We start from the raw sequence: 633 nt of genomic DNA, 5'->3' as shown, positions 1-633 counted from the left end.
TGAACTACAGCAGCTAACTCTAGATCATGAATAGAATAATTCAGCTCATGGGCTTTAACTGACGAGAACCATAAGCAATAACCTGCCCGTTCTGCATCAAAACACAACCCAAACCCTGTCTAGACACATCACAATATACAGTATAACCTATCCCACTGACAGGACCAACCAAAATTAGAGCTGAAGTTAACCGAGCTTGCAATTCAAGAAAAGCTGACTCACACTTATCATCCCAAACAAATATCACTCCTTTTCGAGTAAGTTTCGTTAGAGATGCTGCAATACTAGAAAAATTTGCAATAAAACGACGATAGTATCCAGCAAATCCAAGAAAACTACGGATTTCTGTGGCACTTTTAGGTCTTTCCCAATTCAACACAGCTTCTACCTTTGAAGGATCAACAGCTATACCCTGTTCAGAAATCACATGACCTAAAAACTTCACTTCCTTCAGCCAAAACTCACACTTTTCTTTCTTTGCATACAACTGATGGTCCCTTAAAAATTGCAAAACTTTACGAATATGGGAAACATGCTCCTGTTTAGACTTAGAATAGATAAATATGTCATCAATAAAGACAAAAACAAACTTATCTAAATAAGGCCTAAACACTTTATTTATCAAATCCATAA

Annotated in this window: 1 protein-coding gene; it reads right to left on the bottom strand. The window is 36.7% G+C overall.

Annotated elements, in window-relative coordinates; translation table 11 throughout:
• Positions 1 to 40 precede the first annotated feature (40 nt).
• On the bottom strand, positions 41 to 633 hold a 593-nt coding region (locus HLA95_RS27715), incomplete at its 5' end, for a reverse transcriptase family protein (RefSeq protein ID WP_222185189.1).

The organism is Geminicoccus harenae, assembly GCF_019800005.1.
GTDB lineage: Bacteria > Pseudomonadota > Alphaproteobacteria > Geminicoccales > Geminicoccaceae > Geminicoccus > Geminicoccus harenae.
Note: the sequence above shows the minus strand (reverse complement) of the source record. Positions and strands in the feature narration are given on the sequence as shown.